Source organism: Vibrio sinaloensis (assembly GCF_023195835.1).
Lineage (GTDB): Bacteria > Pseudomonadota > Gammaproteobacteria > Enterobacterales > Vibrionaceae > Vibrio > Vibrio sinaloensis_C.
In genome coordinates, this window is the sequence record NZ_CP096199.1 from 2,487,771 (window position 1) to 2,504,960 (window position 17,190).

A 17,190-nucleotide genomic window follows, 5' to 3' on the forward strand; every position below is an offset into this window, starting at 1 on the left:
AGAAACCATGTTTAAGTTGTATCGAAAACAGAAATTTAAACGCCTGCAAAGTACGCTGATGCTGGCGTTTTTAGTATTGAGCATCACGCCACTGACGGTGATTGCGATTTTTTTCTTACAATCCCACACTGCAGATCTTCAAGAACAAAGTACTTCGCACCTGGTTTCTGTTCGTGACAGCAAACAGCAACAGGTGATCGACTATCTATACGCCAAGGAGTCGGAGGTGATGGGGTTTGTGCGCTCCGAACTTGCCTACGCCAGTGGTGGTCGCTTCTACGGTTTGGTTAACGCCTTCCAAAACCTAGGTTTAGATATCGAGCAAGCCCGAGAAAATGCCCAGCAACGTTACATCCAAGGCTCAGGCGATCAAATTAAGACTTCCATCTTGCCGCAATCGAGTGTGTTCAACGGCACTGAGCGCTATCGTTTATTACACAAACGTTACCACTGGGCCTATTTAGAGCTACTTAAACGGTCCGATTTTGATGATGTTCTACTGGTCGATCGCGAAGGTAATGTCACTTACTCGATCTACAAACACGATTATTTCGGCACCAACTTACTATCAGGACGCTACAAAGACGACAACTTGGGGCAAACCTTCAGCAAACTGCGCAATCTCGTTAACGCAAAGCGCAAAACCAACGAAGACTTTACTCCTGTGATTATCTCTGACTTTTCTCCTCAGGACGGTAAATCTGTCGCTTGGCTTGGTGCGCCGATCATTCAACAGGGCTACTTACACAGCTACGCGCTATTTCGCCTACCTAATAACGGCATCACTAAGTTGATTGCCGACGATACAGACAACCCAAGACGTACCTTACTGGTCGGCAGTGATCACCTGTCTCGCTCTTTGGCTTACCAACAAACGGACATTGACAAGAGTAAAACCGTCATCGACTTAGCACTATCTGGCTTGACCAATGTCGGCACCTACTCAAATGCGGATAACGAATCGATTATCGCCGCCTACAGCCCGGTCTCGGTGAAAGGTATCGAGTGGGCACTGGTGGTGGAAGTGCCAGAGAGCGTTGCGTTTGCACGAGTTCATCAGCTGGAAACCTTGTTCATCTTCGCTATGCTCAGCGCCATTTTGTTGGTCGTCATGGCGTCACACTACTTATCCAACTTCATCACCTCGCCACTGCTTAAGCTTACTTGGGCGGCGGAGAAGGTCTCAGCGGGCGATCTCGACGCGGATATGATCAACACCCAGCGCAAGGATGAAATCGGGCGTCTTGCCGTCAGTTTTGAGCGAATGCAACGCTCAATTCGCGAGAAGATCCTGCTTATCAAGCAACAGAATAAAGAGCTTGAGAGCAATATTCAGTTGATTCAAAAACAAAACGATGAGCTTCAGCTAGCGAATAAGCTTAAAGATGAGTTCCTCGCCACCACCTCACATGAGCTGCGCACCCCACTTCATGGCATGGTTGGTATTGCTGAAGCGCTGGTGTCTGGCGCCAATGGGCCGATCACCGCCGAGCAGAAATACCAACTCGATATCATTATTAGCAGTGGTCAGCGCCTAGCGACCTTGGTTGACGATCTGCTCGATTATCACAAAATGCGTTATGGCAACTTAGATATCGAGACCTGCGCGGTCGACTTGGCGGGTTCAACCCGTTTGGTCCTTGAACTGTCATCGCACTTATTGGGCAACAAACCCATTCGCATCATCAACCAAGTACCCAACGAACCGGTCTGGGTTTGTGCCGATCCACAAAGACTTGAACAGGTGCTGTACAACCTAGTGGGTAACGCGATTAAGTACACCAGTGAAGGCAAGATCGTCATTTCTGCCGGTGTGGTCGATGATAACATTCGCGTGCAGGTGGTTGATACCGGCCAAGGGATCCCTGCCGATCAACTGGAGCATATTTTTGAACCTTTGATCCAAGCTGGCAACGACTCCAGTCGTTATCGACAAGGCGCGGGGCTCGGGCTCTCAATCAGCCGCCAACTGATCGAATTGATGCAAGGCTCTCTATACGTCAGCAGTCAACCTATGGTGGGGACCACTTTCAGCTTTACCTTGCCTTTGGCGAGTGACGAGCAAATCCAAGCTGCGAACCACTACCATTACGATGCGCCGCATTTCAAGGCGCCAGAAACCAACGAGATTGAGTTTGAAGAGCCCACTAGCTTGCCTGAAAATAGTGATGGCCCATTGTTACTGGTGGTCGATGATGAGCCTGTTAACTTGCGTGTTCTCGACAGTTTCTTACGTATCGAGGGTTATCGCGTACGCACGGCAAAAGATGGGCATGAAGCGTTACAAGCGATTGAAAGCGACAAACCTGAACTGGTCTTGCTTGATATTATGATGCCTGGCATGAGTGGCTACCAGGTGTGTGAGACGGTACGTCAAAGCTATGACCATGCTCAACTGCCGATCATCATGCTCACCGCGCTAAATCAAACCGATGACCGTCTGCGTGGATTTAGTGTTGGGGCCAACGACTACCTATCGAAACCGTTCAACAAGCAAGAACTCGCTGCGCGTATTCGCGCTCACTTAACGGCCAGCAAAGCGGAACTAAGGCGTATTGAAAACCAACAGCTGCAACAAGAGCTCAAGCAGCGAGCTATGGTCGAAGCAAGTTTGCTGGAAACTCAAGGACGATTGCTCGAGCAGCTAGAGACCGCGCCTGAAGCCATTATTTGTGTACGTGAAGACCATAAGATTCGTTTTGCCAATGAAGCGGCATCGAAACTATTTAGACGCTCTGCTGAGCAACTGAAACGCTCCAGCGCCGACGAAATCATCGCGCCAAAATATTTGAATGTCGAGCAAGAACACTACTGTGGCAAGATTGATATTTATGTCGACGATGTAAGACAACATCTGTCAGCCGATATATTAAGACTCCCGCCAGAGTCTGGATTGCGATTTATGTATATCTTCAACGTTGGCGGCGGTGTCAATGTGACTCGCATCAATAACCTTGAAACCGCCATAGAGGCACTCTCTAGCTTTGCGTTTGAGGGGGACCGAGCCAAACTGCAAGAACTCAAAGAGCTGGGTGGTGAGTTTACTCGCCTTGCAGACAAAGTGGCCGGGGACAACAAGTCTAAGCAAGATATCATGCGCGAAGTCTTGGTCGATGCCATGACCAGCGCTTTGACCTACTGGGAGTCCGTCACCGGTCAAACCAAGTTTGCCTTTGCAGAGCAAAGTGGATTGTGGCGCGTTTACCTTGACCGTAGTACCTTGCAAACTCGCACGCTAGACAAGTATTTGCGTCTGGAAACTCTGCCCAAAACACCCCGCTGGCGCACGGTATTAAGCTCACTGGACTACATCTTAGAGCACTGCAACGAACAAAGCCCAGAGCGCACGCACATCGAGGCGCTGCGAGATAAGCTTCAGCATTTACTCACCAGTTAAACCTTTCATTCAGCTCATCAATAAGCCCGCCTATGCGGGCTTATTTTTTTGCTATAACCGCCAGATGAGCATCGAGGTAGCATCAATCGACTGAAGTGATCGCGCCGCAAAGACCACTGCTGGATAGGGATAGATTGTCACCCGTTGATCGCCGCAACGGTTCAATCAATAACCTGTTCACCGCCACTTACACTCTTAATACGGAACCATTACTTGGCCTTATAGGTGTTAATACGCTACGTAAAACAACCTAAAAACTGGCGTCAAATCAAACGTCAATTTGCTCTTTTTCAGCTCGGTAAAGTGCCACCACCACTCCGATTAGGCCAAAAAGAACTCAGATTGCGATGCCAGTCACAACAAGACGGCAGTTTTTATTTAACCACGAGAATTAATCAAAAAAGTGCGCAGTGATCGGGATCTCATACTACGAGCGTTATAATAGAAGCACCAATTATAAAAACCCCACAAAGATAGTAACCACTCACTCACCTACAATAACCACACTCTTTATGCGACAGAGTTCAAACCGAACAAATCGTTCAAAAAAAACACGCATTGGCAATTTTTAACGTTATTGACGTTGTTGTTGGTGATTTTTACGTTTTTAACGGGAATAGCGATTGCGTAATTTAACATTAAGGTGTTTTCTTAGCTTGCCTAAGGCCTACAGGCCACTCTCGAAATCGAATCTCCTCCGGTTCAATTTCAACCCTAGAGGTAGGCCTTAGTGAGTGTTTATCAATTGATGACATTCCATCCATTAGTGAAATGAAAGCAAATAGTAAGGAACAGCTATGCTTGCCAACATTAAAAAAACAGCACTAGCAACAGCAATTATTGCTACCGCAACCACAGGATTCGCCTCTGTTGCGACAGCCGCTGAACGCAGTGAACTGACAGTACACCCTAAAGAGTTTACAACTTTCGTTCGTAACTTTAACCCATTCCTAGGTGCAACTAACCTGCACACTACGACTGACTTTATGTACGAGCCACTAGTTGTGTTCAACGAAATGCACGGCAACACGCCTGTATTCCGTTTGGCTGAAAACTTCAAAATGTCTGATGACCTAATGAGCGTGACTTTCGATATTCGTAAGGGCGTAAAATGGTCTGATGGCGAAACGTTTGATGCAAACGACGTTGTGTTCTCTTTCAACCTAGTAAAAGAGAAGCCAGAACTTGACCAAAGCGGTATCAACGCTTGGGTAACTGGCGTTGAGAAAGTGAACGACTACCAAGTTAAATTCCGTCTAACTGAAGCGAACTCAAACGTTCCTTACGAAATTGCAAAAGTACCTGTCGTACCTGAGCACGTTTGGAAAGAGATCAAAGATCCTGCAACTTTCACCAACGAAAACCCTGTAGGTTCAGGTCCTTTCACAGAGATCGATACGTTTACAGCACAGCTTTACATCCAGTGTGCAAACCCGAACTACTGGGATGCAGACAACCTAGAAGTGGATTGTCTACGCGTTCCTCAAATCGCGAACAACGACCAGTTCCTAGGTAAAGTTGTTAATGGCGAAATGGACTGGACATCTTCATTCATTCCAGACATCGACCGTACTTACGCGGCTGCGAGCCCTAACCACCAGTACTGGTACCCGCCAGCAGGTACTCAAGCGTTTGTGGTTAACTTTAAAAACCCAGATGCAGCTAAGAACGAAGCGCTAACTAACGTAGACTTCCGCCGCGCATTCTCTATGGCACTTGATCGTCAAACTATCATTGATATCGCATTCTACGGTGGCGGTACAGTGAACGATTTCGCATCAGGTCTAGGCTACGCATTCGAAGCTTGGTCTGACGAGAAGACTCACGACAAGTACAAAGGCTACAACACCTACAATGTTGAAGGTGCTAAAGCGCTACTTGAAAAAGCGGGCTTTAAAGACGTGAACAATGACGGCTTCGTTGACACGCCATCAGGCAAGTCATTTGAGCTACTCATTCAATCACCAAACGGTTGGACTGACTTCAACAACACAGTACAACTTGCGGTTGAGCAATTAGCAGAAGCGGGTATCAAAGCGAAAGCTCGTACTCCTGACTTCTCGGTATACAACCAAGCGATGCTAGAAGGTACCTACGACGTAGCGTACACCAACTACTTCCACGGTGCCGATCCTCACACTTACTGGAACAGTGCATACAACTCTGCACTTCAGGATGGTGAAGGTATGCCTCGTTTCGCAATGCACTTCTACAAGAACGATAAGCTAGATGGTCTTCTAAACAGCTTCTACAAGACGGCTGACAAGAACGAGCAGCTAGAAATCGCTCACGGTATCCAGCAAATCATTGCGGCTGACCAAGTAACGATTCCTGTTATGTCTGGTGCTTACATGTACCAATACAACACGACTCGCTTCACTGGTTGGTGGAACGAAGAAAATCCAAAAGGCCGTCCAAACATTTGGGCTGGTATCCCAGAGCGTCTACTACACGTACTGGACCTAAAACCAGTTAAATAAGTAGTTGTTCTAACTATGCGGCGCATATTCTGTGCGCCGCTCAATCCCCCCACTCTTTAGCTTGTTTAAAGTATGGCGCCAGTCGTCAGGGGATTGTTCGCTCTAAATTTTGTTTTCGCTAGGAGCGACCTGAAACCAGAAACAGGGAAAATCTGGGTAAGTAAGGTGTGAGTTATGGGTTATTTTTTAAGACGTTTGTCGTTCTATTTGGTCGCGCTGTTAGTTGCTGCGACGTTAAACTTTATTATTCCTCGTGCAATGCCAGGTGACCCAGTCACCATGATGTTCGCCAATGCTTCGGTTCAGGTAACACCTGAGCGTATCGCAGCAATGAAAGAACTGCTCGGCTTTGTTGATGGCGGTCTGTTTGTCCAGTACATCGCCTACATGAAAAACATCCTAAGCTGGGAGCTAGGGACTTCAATCCAGTTCTACCCACTGTCAGTCAACAAGCTACTTGGCGGCGCTTTTGGTTGGTCGCTATTTCTAGCAGGTAGCGCAGTTATTCTCTCTTTCTCACTTGGCTCTATCTTGGGTATTTTCGCAGCTTGGAAGCGTGGCAGTAAATATGATGCATTCGTAACGCCAGGTATGCTAATCATTCAGGCAGTGCCTCAAGTTGTTATCGCCATGCTCGCGCTATTCATTTTTGCCATCGGCTTGAAATGGTTCCCAACCGGCTACGCCTATACCGCAGGTACGACGCCAGACTGGATGAGCTGGGCATTCTATAAAGACGTAGCGTATCACGCCGTTCTGCCTCTGTTCTGTGCCTCTATCATTCAGATCGGTGGTTTCCTGGTCAACATGCGTAACAACATGATCAACCTATTAGCCGAAGATTACATCACCATGGCCAAAGGCAAAGGCCTGAGTGAGAACCGCGTTGTCTTCAACTACGCAGCACGTAACGCCTTATTGCCAAGTGTCACTGCTTTGTCGATGTCATTGGGTATGGCGATTGGTGGTCAGCTAATCATCGAAATCATCTTTAACTACCCAGGTCTCGGTACTGTGTTGTTGAACGCGATTCACGCCCGTGACTACCAAGTTCTACAAGGCCAATTGATCATCATGACGTTATTTATGCTGTCGTTTAACTTGATTGCCGACATGCTCTACGTCGTTCTTGACCCTCGCCTGCGTAAGGGAGGCAAATAATCATGAAATCTTTATTTAAACTCATTCTTGGTAACGCCTACGCTCGTATCGGCCTAGCCATTGTCACTCTGTTTGTTTTTATGGCCGTGGCAGCACCTTTGATTACTAAGCACGCGCCAGACAAGCGCACAGGTAACCCTCATGAGTACCCTGCGTTTGTAGTGAAAACCGCTCAAGCGAACCCAAATGGTTGGGTGGCTGAAAACTTGGCAACCGATCGCCGCACCATGATTATGTCGAAAAAAGCGGACCATGTTCTAGGCACTAGCCGTATGGGCCGTGATATCTGGTCGCAGCTTGTTTACGGTGCTCGCATCTCCTTAGGTGTTGGTTTTGGCGCAGGTTTAACCGTGTGTTTCCTCGCGACGGTCATTGGTATCTCTGCGGGCTACTTTGGCGGACGTGTCGATGATGTGTTAACCGCAGCGATGAACATCATGCTGGTTATTCCACAGTATCCATTACTGTTTGTATTAGCGGCCTTTATTGGTGAGGCAGGCCCACTGACCATTGCCATTATCATCGGCTGTACCTCCTGGGCATGGGGCGCGCGGGTAATTCGTTCCCAAACCCTTGCCCTGCGTGAAAAAGAGTTCGTTAAAGCCGCTGAAGTGTTAGGCGAGTCATCATTCCGCATCATCTTCGTCGAAATTTTGCCAAACCTTATCCCTATTGTCGGGGCAAGCTTTATTGGTTCGGTCATGTACGCCATCGGTATGGAATCCATTATCTCGTTCCTTGGTCTTGGGGATCCAAGCACCATCAGTTGGGGCATCATGCTGTACAACGTACAAACCTCATCAGCCATGTTGATTGGCGCTTGGTGGGAAGTTCTTGCTCCATGTTTCGCTCTAACCGTTCTGGTTACTGGTCTTGCACTACTCAACTTCGCTGTTGATGAGATTGCTAACCCTCAGCTTCGTTCTCACAAAGGGATGAAGCGCTGGAAGAAAATGGCTCAGCAAGACAAAAAAGAGCGTACCCCTGAGCAACCACCACAAAATGCACTATGGAGCGGAGATAAATAATCATGACTAATCCACTTATTTCTATCCGCAATCTCTGCGTAGACTACATTACTGATGCTGGCGATGTCCGCGCGTGTAACAACGTCAGCTTTGATATCGCCCCTGGCGAAGTCTTTGGCCTTGCTGGTGAGTCAGGTTGTGGTAAATCAACCGTCGCTTTCTCGCTGATGCGTTTGCATAAGCCGCCCGCGTTTATTACCGGTGGTGAGGTTATCTTTAACGGTGAAGATATTCTCAAATACAGCGATGAGAGAATGCAATCATTCCGCTGGAGTGAGATGTCGATGGTGTTCCAAAGTGCCATGAACGCACTAAACCCAGTACTTACCATGGAGGACCAGTTCTGTGATGTGATTATGCGTCATACCAATATGACGCGTGAGCAAGCGCGCAAGCGTGCAGAAGGCCTGCTAGAAATCGTCGATATTCACCCTAGCCGTTTGACCGACTACCCACACCAGTTCTCTGGTGGTATGCGTCAACGCTTAGTTATCGCTATCGCTCTGGCACTCAATCCAAAGATGATCATCATGGATGAGCCGACGACCGCCCTAGATGTGGTCGTACAGCGTGAAATTCTACAAAAGATCTACGCGCTGAAAGAAGAGTTCGGTTTCTCGATTCTGTTCATCACCCACGATTTGTCGCTCATGGTCGAGTTCTCTGACCGCATCGGCATCATGTACTCAGGTGAGCTGATTGAAGTCGCCCCTTCAAAACAAATTCTCGAAAGTCCTTACCATCCTTATACCAAAGGCTTGGGTAGCTCTTTCCCTCCATTAATTGGCCCAAAAACTAAATTAACCGGTATTCCGGGCAACCCGTTAAACCTGTTGGAAATTCCACAAGGTTGCCGCTTCCAAGCGCGCTGCGATCGCGTCCACGAGGCTTGCACTAAGGTTCCAACTTCGTTACGACAAATTGAGCCAAATCGTTTCTCAAACTGCCACCTATACGGTGACACCATTGCTCAAGCCAAGCTCTAGCAACTGATTGAGAAATAAGAATTAAGATTACTGGAGATAATTATGAGCAAAGAATTTGGCGAATTATTGGTAGAGGGTAAGAACCTAGTTAAGGACTTCCCTATCAATAGTAATTCACTGCAACAACCTATGATGCGTGCCATTAATGACGTGTCATTCAAAATGTACAAAAGCCGCGGTCTGTCTGTGGTCGGCGAGTCTGGCTCAGGCAAATCTACCACAGCGAAGATGATCGCTAAAATGTACGCCCCGACTGATGGCGTGATCGAGTACAAAGGACGCGACATCCAAACCATCAAATCTCGCAATGATTTGATGCACTACCGCGAAGGCGTGCAAATGGTTTGGCAAGACCCATTTGGCTCGCTGAACCCGACTCACAATATTTACCACCACATTCTGCGTCCGTTGCTGATCCACAAGAAAGTGGACCCACGCAATAAAAAAGAGCAGCAAGAGCGTGTGTATGACCTGCTTGAGCAGGTAGGTCTGATTCCACCCAAAGAGACGGCGCAGAAGTTCCCCCACCAGCTTTCTGGTGGTCAGCGCCAGCGTGTCAACTTGGCGAGAAACATTGCCGTCGGCGCTGAAGTCGTTTTGGCCGATGAGCCAACCTCAATGCTTGACGTGTCAATTCGGGCAGGGGTACTCAACCTGATGGAAGAGATGAAGTTCGAAAAGGAGATGTCGCTGCTTTACATCACCCACGACATTGCCACGGCTCGCTATATCGCCGAAGACTTGGCCGTCATGTACGTCGGCCATATGGTGGAATGGGGAGACACTGAAGAGATCATCCACGATCCTCAGCACCCATACACTCAGCTGTTGGTGTCTGCCGTGCCAGATCCAAGCAAGTCAATTCACGAGAAACTCAAAGGCAATAAGGGCGAAATCCCTCTATGGACACCCGCTTCATTAGGCTGTCCATTTGCAGGACGCTGTCAACATGCGACCGACAAGTGTCGCGAGAAACTGCCTGAAGTGACTCAGCTTTCTGACAACCACTTTGTCCGTTGTTACTTATACGAAAACTAACCGACAGAGCCAAGGGCGCAGCTCTTGGCTCAATAACTATAACGATACCATGTCTCGGAGATTTTAATGCTGCTACTTACTAACCATATTGGTTATGAAGCCCTTGGGCCAAAGCAGGCTGTTTTGATGACTCGTAAAGCGCGTCTATCTTCAACCACTGCATTGCTAGTCTGTGCCGAAAGCCATCAGACAGTCGCCACTTTCACCATTGAAAAAGGCACTAAAGTTGCCAATTGGCACCAAGGGAATTTTTTTCGCATTGATTTCTCGCACTTTGAACAGACTGGTCACTACTATCTAAAAGTAGAGAATCTTCGTTCAGAAGCGTTTAGCATCGACTCAGGGGTGCTGTTCAATCACACCTTCTCTGATCTGCTGCACTACTTCAAATCTCAGCGTTGTGGTGGTCGGTTCGATAAACAAGATCATCATATTCCATTGCTAGGAACTGAGGAGTTCGCCGATGTTCATGGTGGCTGGTATGACGCATCCGGTGATGTGAGTAAGTATCTCAGTCACCTCTCTTATGCTAACTACCTTAACCCACAGCAAACCCCTATGGTGGTGTGGAACATGCTATCGGCGCTGGAGCTGTTCCAGTCTCAACAAGATGTTGCGGCGTTTACTCAGGTTCGCTTGATGGAAGAAGCCCTGTTTGGCGCCGACTTTTTACTGAGGATGCAGCATCCACAAGGCTTCTTTTACATGACGGTGTTCGACAAATGGTCAAAAGACATCGAGCAACGAGAAATCTGCGCTTATCAAACCCAACAAGGGCACAAAACCGCTGACTTCCAAGCTGGATTTCGCCAAGGAGGCGGCGTCGCTATTGCCGCGCTTGCCGCCGCCGCGCGCCTGTCAGAAAGCGGCCAATACACCCAGGCAGACTACCTCAACGCCGCAAAAACCGGATATTGGCACCTCAAACAGCACAATTTGAGTTACCTCGATGATGGCCAAGAGAACATCATTGATGAGTATTGCGCCCTGCTCGCAGCGGTGGAGTTATACCAAACCACTCAAGACGGCGACTATCTAACCGAAAGCCGTTATTGGAGTGAGCGTTTAGCCCAGCGCCAACACAGTGATGACGCGCAAACCGACTACTGGGCAGTCAATCAAGACGGCAGTCGTCCTTACTATCACGCAGCTGAAGCAGGTTTACCGGTGATCGCTCTATGTCGCTACCTAGCGATTGAAGATGATAGTCACAAAGCGTCGGCGATTCGCAATACCGTTGAACGCGCGGTGAATTTTGAGTTGACGATTAGCAGCCAAGTCGCCAATCCGTTTGGCTATCCTCGCCAGTATGTTAAAGGCGTCGATGAAAGCAAACGCGACGCGTTTTTCATCGCACACAACAATGAATCGGGGTACTGGTGGCAAGGAGAAAACGCCCGTCTCGGCTCGCTCGCTGCCATGGCGTTCTATGCTTTGCCTTATGTCAATCAAACCCAAACGGCACCTCAATTGCTTGCCCTAAGCCAAAATTGCCTCAATTGGATTGTCGGCCTTAACCCATACCATATGTGTATGCTCGACGGTCACGGTCACAACAACCCAGATTACCTGCCACACCTCGGCTTCTTCAATGCCAAAGGTGGGGTGTGCAATGGCATCACCGCCGGTTTTGACGATGAGCAAGACATTGCGTTCAATCCCGCTCCACAAAAAGACGACATGTTGCAAAACTGGCGTTGGGGAGAGCAGTGGATTCCACATGGTGCATGGTTACTGCTGGCTGTCGCGCGTCAGTACCACCACTTCAACGGAGGCGACAATGAGTAGCTATTACGTTGGCATTGACGGTGGCGGTACCTCATGCCGCGCAAGAATCCGTAATCAAGCGGGTGAGTTGATTGGCGAAGGCAAAAGCGGCAGCGCCAACATCTTACTCGGCGTTGATATAGCGATGACTTCGATTCTGGATGCGATTGCCCAAGCGGCCGCACAGGGAGGATTGAACGAATCAGACTTTAATCTTATGCACGTTGGCCTCGCTCTCGCCGGAGCTGAGCAAAAAGCCGCTTGGTTTGAGTTTATGGCCGCCAAACATCCTTTCGCCTCAATGACACTCAACACCGACGCATACGGCGCGTGCATTGGTGCACACAAAGGAGAACCCGGCGCAATCATGATTGCCGGTACTGGTTCTTGTGGCATCTACCTCGCTCATGGAGAACAACATGTGGTGGGGGGACGCGAATTTCCGATTTCTGACCAAGGTGGCGGCGCCGTCATGGGCTTACGGCTGGTGCAAAAAGTGCTGCTCGCACAAGACGGAATCGGTGACAACACGCCGTTAGCTCAGCATGTTATGCATCAGTTTGGCAATGACGTGGACAACATCGTCAGTTGGTCAAAACAAGCACTGCCACGCGATTACGGCCAGTTTTCTCCAGCAGTTTTTGAGTACGCCAACCAAGGCGATGCTCTGGCTATTGAGATGCTGAAACAAACCGCGGCAGATATCGAGATGTTTGTGCTGGCACTGCATCAGCGTGGGGCTGAACGCATCTGCTTAATGGGGAGTATCGCTGAGCGCATCAAGGCTTGGCTTTCTCCGCCCGTTCAAGCTTGGATTGTTGCCCCCCAGTGCGATGCCATTGAGGGCGCCTTAATGTTCGCCGGTAAACCTGAGCATAACCTGTATTAAGGAGACGAGTATGAGCTATCGCGTTGAACTTGCTGTACTTGCCGAACAAAAACATTTTTGTCGCTTTGGTCTTACCGTCCATAACCTCAGTGACCAAGCATTAGCTGACTGGCATTTACAGTTCATCATCGACCGTTTTATTTTGCCAGACAGTCTCACTCAAGGTGAGATTGAGCAAATTGGTAGTTTCTGTACTTTGCGCCCAAGTGAAAGCCACTTGCCGGCTAACCAGCACTATTATTGTGAGTTCAGCATTAATACCGCGCCGCTGCGTTTCTATACCGATGGCCTCAAAGATGCGCTAATCATTGCCGACCACGGAGCGACCAAGCATCCAGTCACATTGACTCCTATCGCTCTCGCCTCGCCGTTTCGTGAGCGCACACAAGTGCCATCCGTGGACAGTGACACATTGGCTGTGATCCCTAAGCCCAACCACATTGAAACCTCTGAAGGTTCCTTTCAGCTGACTGCGTCGAGTCAAATTACTTTGCAAGCGTCGCTTGCCGAGCATGCTGCCACTTGGCTACAGCAAGAGCTAGAGAGGCTGTATGATTTTAGTGTTCAAACGATAGGTCAAAGTGCAATTATCTATCGCAACAATCCGACCTTGGATGAAGGGCAATATCAGATCACCATCAATGGTTCAGGAGCCAAGCTTGAGGCTGGCTCGCGCGCGGGGTTTGTTCATGCCAGCGCTACTCTGATTCAGCTAATTGAAACCGACAGCACCTCTGATACGCTGAAATTACCCTATGTCAAAATCTGCGATAAGCCTCGTTTCAAATATCGCGGCATGATGCTCGATTGTGCGCGTCACTTCCATTCTCTTGACATGGTCAAGCGCCTTATTAACCAACTGGCGCACTACAAGTTTAATACCTTTCATTGGCATCTAACCGATGACGAAGGCTGGCGGGTCGAAATCAAAGCGTTTCCTCAATTAACCGCAACGGGCGGGTATCGTGGTCCACAGCAAGCCCTTGAACCACAGTTTAGTCACCTTGCCGAACGCTACGGCGGCTTCTACAACCAACAAGAAATCAAACAGGTTATTGAGTATGCCGCTCAGCGCGGTATTACCGTCATCCCTGAAATCGATATCCCTGGCCACTGCCGAGCGGCGATCAAGTCACTACCGGAACTACTGTACGATGCGCAAGATGCGTCGCAGTATCGCAGTATCCAGCACTACAGCGACAACGTGTTATCCCCCGCTCTACCCGGCACCTATCAATTCTTAGATAAAGTGCTTGAGGAGGTCGCAGAGCTGTTTCCTTCACCATGGATTCACATTGGTGCCGATGAAGTTCCTGATGGTGTGTGGCTCGATAGTCCTGCCTGTCAACAACTGATGCAGCAACACGGCTATCAAAGCGCCAAAGAGCTGCAAGGTCATCTGCTGCGCTATGCCGAGCAGAAATTGCGCTCGCTCGGTAAGCGCATGGTTGGCTGGGAAGAAGCACAACATGGCAACAAGGTCAGCAAAGACACCGTCATCTATTCGTGGCTAAGCGAAGAAGCCGCGCTCAATTGCGCCAAACAAGGCTTTGATGTGATTTTGCAACCCGGTCAATCGACTTACCTAGATATGACTCAAGATTTCAGTCCTGAAGAGCCAGGCGTAGATTGGGCAGCAGTGATTCCACTAGAAAACGCCTATCGTTATGAACCACTGGCACAGATACCCGACTCTGACCCTATTCGCAAACGGATTTTAGGCATCCAATGTGCGCTGTGGAGTGAAATTGTCACTCATCAGTCACGCATGGATTACATGATTTTCCCAAGGTTGACCGCCCTAGCGGAGGCATGCTGGACCGACAAACCCCATCGCAACTGGCATGACTACTTAGCGCGGCTAAAAGGGCACTTACCATTGCTCGATAAACAGGGCATTGAGTACCGACAACCTTGGAAATAACAACGACACGAATGATGGTCATTCGTAGTTTTCACTAGCTTTAGAAGTTTTGGCTACCAAAGTGGTAGCTTGGTAAAAAGGAAATCATCATGAAATACGGCTATTTCGATAACGACAATCGTGAATACGTCATCACTCGCCCAGACGTACCTGCGCCATGGACAAACTACTTAGGCACAGAGAAGTTCTGTACGGTTATCTCGCACAACGCTGGGGGATACTCTTTCTACAATTCACCTGAATATAACCGTGTTACTAAATTCCGTCCCAATGCAACATTCGACCGACCAGGACATTATGTTTACCTGCGTGATGATGAAACCGGTGACTACTGGTCAATCTCTTGGCAGCCAGTGGCAAAAAGCCTAGACGAAGCCAGCTACGAAGTTCGCCATGGTCTGTCTTACTCTAAGTTCAAGTGTGACTACAACGGCATCGAAGCAGAGAAAACGCTGTTCGTGCCAAAAGGCGAAGACGCTGAAATCTGGGATGTGGTGATCAAGAATACTTCTGACAAGCCGCGCACCATTAGCGCATTCTCATTTGTTGAGTTCTCATTTAGCCATATTCAATCTGACAACCAAAACCACCAGATGTCACTCTACTCTGCGGGTACATCTTACCAAGATGGCGTGATTGAGTATGACCTATACTACAACACCAACGATTTCGAAGGCTTCTACTACATAGCATCAACGTTCGATCCAGACTCATACGACGGTCAGCGCGACAGCTTCCTAGGTCTATACCGCGACGAAGCCAACCCACTAGCGGTTGAACAAGGCAAGTGTTTCAACAGCGCGCAAACCTGTTACAACCACTGCGGCTCTCTGCACAAGCAATTTACTATCCAACCAGGTGAAGAAGTTCGTTTTGCTTACATTCTCGGTATCGGTAAAGGCAACGGTGAGCGTCTGCGCGCTAAATACCAAGACCTGGCTGAAGTCGACAACGCTTTCGCGGGTATCAAAGCACACTGGGATGAGCGTTGTGGCAAGTTCCAAGTGAAATCACCAAATGAAGGGCTGGACACCATGATCAATGCTTGGACGCTATACCAAGCAGAAACGTGTGTGGTGTGGTCTCGCTTTGCTTCATTCATCGAGGTAGGTGGTCGTACCGGTCTTGGTTACCGCGATACAGCGCAAGATGCGATCTCAGTTCCTCATGCTAACCCAGCAATGACACGTAAGCGTATCGTTGACCTACTACGCGGCCAAGTGAAAGCGGGCTACGGCTTACACCTATTCGATCCTGATTGGTTCGATCCAGAAAAAGCGGACGTGAAACCATCGAAATCACCAACGGTTGTTCCTACTCCATCTGATGAAGACAAGATCCACGGCATCGAAGACACCTGCTCTGATGACCACTTGTGGCTGGTTCCAACCATCTGTAAGTACGTAATGGAAACCGGTGAACATAGCTTCTTCAACGAGGTCATTCCTTACGCAGACGGTGGCGATGCAAGCGTTTATGACCACATGAAAGCTGCGCTAGACTTCTCGGCTGAATACGTAGGTCAAACCGGTATCTGTAAAGGTCTACGCGCCGACTGGAACGACTGTCTCAACCTAGGCGGTGGTGAATCTTCTATGGTGTCGTTCCTACACTTCTGGGCACTGCAAGAGTTCATCGACCTCGCCAAGTTCCTAGGCAAAGACGAAGATGTAGCGAAATACACTGAAATGGCTGCTAACGTGCGCGAAGCGTGTGAAACCCACCTTTGGGATGAGGAAGGCGGTTGGTACATCCGTGGCCTAACTAAAAATGGCGATAAGATTGGTACCGCTCAACAAGCAGAAGGCCGAGTCCACCTTGAGTCAAACACACTCGCAGTACTGTCTGGCGCGGTATCGCAAGAGCGCGGTGAAAAAGCGATGGACGCAGTAGACGAGAATCTATTCTCTGAGTACGGTCTGCATCTAAACTCGCCATCATTCGCAACACCAAACGATGATATTGGCTTCGTGACTCGCGTCTACCAAGGCGTAAAAGAGAATGGTGCTATCTTCTCTCATCCCAACCCATGGGCTTGGGTAGCGGAAGCTAAGCTTGGTCGTGGTGATCGTGCAATGAAGTTCTACGACGCACTCAACCCTTACAACCAAAATGACATCATCGAAAAACGTATTGCAGAACCTTACTCGTACGTGCAGTTCATCATGGGTCGCGATCACCAAGATCATGGTCGTGCTAACCACCCGTGGTTAACTGGCACCTCAGGTTGGGCTTACTTCGCAGTGACCAACTTTATCCTAGGTGTGCGCACGGGTTTCGATGGTTTGACGATCGACCCATGTATCCCAACAAGCTGGCCAGGTTTTGAAGTCACTCGCCAGTGGCTGGGGGCAACGTACAACATCAAAGTTGAGAACCCTAACTCAGTGAGCAAAGGCATCAAATCAATCACAGTCAATGGTGAAGCGGTCCAAGGCACTGCGGTTCCGGTTCAAGCTGAAGGCACTGTCAACGACGTTGTGGTTGTGCTTGGTTAAACGCACGCAAGAGCCTCGGTTG

Annotated in this window: 10 protein-coding genes; all 10 read left to right on the forward strand. The window is 48.9% G+C overall.

Annotated elements, in window-relative coordinates; translation table 11 throughout:
- Positions 1–7: 7 nt before the first annotated feature.
- Positions 8–3,397: a response regulator gene (locus MTO69_RS11225; protein WP_282567524.1), complete on the forward strand. Its 3,390-nt coding sequence runs from the start codon at positions 8–10 to the stop codon at positions 3,395–3,397.
- Positions 3,398–4,194: 797 nt separating this feature from the next.
- Positions 4,195–5,877, forward strand: coding sequence for an ABC transporter substrate-binding protein (locus MTO69_RS11230; RefSeq protein ID WP_248329281.1), 1,683 nt, complete (start codon positions 4,195–4,197; stop codon positions 5,875–5,877).
- A 174-nt stretch (positions 5,878–6,051) separates the two neighbouring features.
- Entirely contained in the window at positions 6,052–7,038 is a 987-nt protein-coding gene (locus MTO69_RS11235; protein ID WP_248329283.1) for an ABC transporter permease, read from the forward strand.
- 2 nt (positions 7,039–7,040) lie between these two features.
- The gene (locus MTO69_RS11240; RefSeq protein ID WP_248329284.1) at positions 7,041–8,066 is read left to right on the forward strand and encodes an ABC transporter permease; all 1,026 of its coding nucleotides are present in this window, start codon (positions 7,041–7,043) and stop codon (positions 8,064–8,066) included.
- A gap of 2 nt (positions 8,067–8,068) precedes the next feature.
- A complete protein-coding gene (locus MTO69_RS11245; protein ID WP_248329286.1) occupies positions 8,069–9,052 on the forward strand; it encodes an ABC transporter ATP-binding protein in 984 nt (327 codons plus the stop codon).
- 42 nt (positions 9,053–9,094) lie between these two features.
- Positions 9,095–10,090: an ABC transporter ATP-binding protein gene (locus MTO69_RS11250; protein WP_248329288.1), complete on the forward strand. Its 996-nt coding sequence runs from the start codon at positions 9,095–9,097 to the stop codon at positions 10,088–10,090.
- 66 nt (positions 10,091–10,156) lie between these two features.
- Entirely contained in the window at positions 10,157–11,878 is a 1,722-nt protein-coding gene (locus tag MTO69_RS11255; protein WP_248329290.1) for a glycoside hydrolase family 9 protein, read from the forward strand.
- Positions 11,871–12,746 carry an N-acetylglucosamine kinase gene (locus tag MTO69_RS11260; protein ID WP_248329292.1) on the forward strand — a complete coding sequence of 292 codons (876 nt, stop codon included), beginning with the start codon at positions 11,871–11,873 and terminating at the stop codon, positions 12,744–12,746. Before MTO69_RS11255 ends, MTO69_RS11260 begins: the two co-directional genes overlap by 8 nt.
- 10 nt (positions 12,747–12,756) lie before the next feature.
- A complete protein-coding gene (locus MTO69_RS11265; protein ID WP_248329294.1) occupies positions 12,757–14,670 on the forward strand; it encodes a beta-N-acetylhexosaminidase in 1,914 nt (637 codons plus the stop codon).
- Between the two features lie 89 nt (positions 14,671–14,759).
- Positions 14,760–17,168, forward strand: coding sequence for a GH36-type glycosyl hydrolase domain-containing protein (locus MTO69_RS11270; RefSeq protein WP_248329295.1), 2,409 nt, complete (start codon positions 14,760–14,762; stop codon positions 17,166–17,168).
- Positions 17,169–17,190: the final 22 nt, after the last annotated feature.

Coding starts and splice junctions, on each gene's coding strand:
- MTO69_RS11255 (WP_248329290.1), top strand. CDS start 10,157: ATGCTGCTACTTACTAACCATATTGGTTATGAAGCCCTTGGGCCAAAG.
- MTO69_RS11265 (WP_248329294.1), top strand. CDS start 12,757: ATGAGCTATCGCGTTGAACTTGCTGTACTTGCCGAACAAAAACATTTT.
- MTO69_RS11250 (WP_248329288.1), top strand. CDS start 9,095: ATGAGCAAAGAATTTGGCGAATTATTGGTAGAGGGTAAGAACCTAGTT.
- MTO69_RS11270 (WP_248329295.1), top strand. CDS start 14,760: ATGAAATACGGCTATTTCGATAACGACAATCGTGAATACGTCATCACT.
- MTO69_RS11225 (WP_282567524.1), top strand. CDS start 8: ATGTTTAAGTTGTATCGAAAACAGAAATTTAAACGCCTGCAAAGTACG.
- MTO69_RS11260 (WP_248329292.1), top strand. CDS start 11,871: ATGAGTAGCTATTACGTTGGCATTGACGGTGGCGGTACCTCATGCCGC.
- MTO69_RS11240 (WP_248329284.1), top strand. CDS start 7,041: ATGAAATCTTTATTTAAACTCATTCTTGGTAACGCCTACGCTCGTATC.
- MTO69_RS11245 (WP_248329286.1), top strand. CDS start 8,069: ATGACTAATCCACTTATTTCTATCCGCAATCTCTGCGTAGACTACATT.
- MTO69_RS11230 (WP_248329281.1), top strand. CDS start 4,195: ATGCTTGCCAACATTAAAAAAACAGCACTAGCAACAGCAATTATTGCT.
- MTO69_RS11235 (WP_248329283.1), top strand. CDS start 6,052: ATGGGTTATTTTTTAAGACGTTTGTCGTTCTATTTGGTCGCGCTGTTA.